Origin of the sequence: Burkholderia sp. AU6039 (assembly GCF_002223365.1) — a bacterium.
GTDB lineage: Bacteria > Pseudomonadota > Gammaproteobacteria > Burkholderiales > Burkholderiaceae > Burkholderia.
Map to the genome: position 1 here is coordinate 1 of NZ_NKFK01000029.1, position 757 is coordinate 757.

Here is a 757-nt window from a genome sequence, read left to right on the forward strand (position 1 = left end):
CGTACCCGGCCGGCGGCGTCTACGCGACGCAGCCGGGTGCGGCCGGCGCGCGCAGCGCGAACGGGCAAGCTGCGACCGCCATCGGCTGGCGCGAGTTCTTCGTCGATCCGCGCCTGCAGCGGCTGATCGAGATCGCGCTGAAGAACAACCGCGACCTGCGCGTGTCGGTGCTGAACATCGAGGCGGCGCGCGCGCAGTACCAGATCACGCGCGCGGGGTTGTTCCCGACGCTCGATGCGACGGGTACCGGTAATCGTCAGCGCCTGCCGAATGCGCTGTCGGTGGCGCCGGGCCGGAACATCACGACGACCTACAACGTCGGCCTGTCGGCGTCGTGGGAGCTCGACCTGTTCGGCCGCGTGCAGAGCCTGAAGGACCAGGCGCTCGCGCAGTACCTGTCGACCGCGTATGCGCGGCAGGCGTCGGAGATCTCGCTGGTGTCGCAGGTGGCGGATCAATACCTGACGCTGCTGTCGACCGACGATCTGTTGAAGGTCACGGAGAACACGCTGAAGACGGCGCAGGACTCGTACAACCTGACGAAGCTGCAGTTCGACAACGGCACGGGCTCCGAGCTCGAGCTGCGTCAGGCGCAGACGGTGGTCGAGCAGGCGCTGTCGAACCAGCAGGCGCAAGCACGGGCGCGTGCGCAGGCGTTGAACGCGCTGGTGCTGCTGATCGGCGAGCCGCTGCCGGACGATCTGCCGGCGGGCATGCCGCTCGACGCGCAGAACCTGCTGACGGATGTGCCGGCCGG

1 protein-coding gene is annotated in these 757 nt (G+C 68.8%); it reads left to right on the top strand.

Going from position 1 to position 757, the window contains the following annotated elements:
• A partial coding sequence (locus tag CFB39_RS38475; RefSeq protein WP_179257816.1) for a TolC family protein occupies positions 1-757 on the top strand: 757 nt, incomplete at both ends.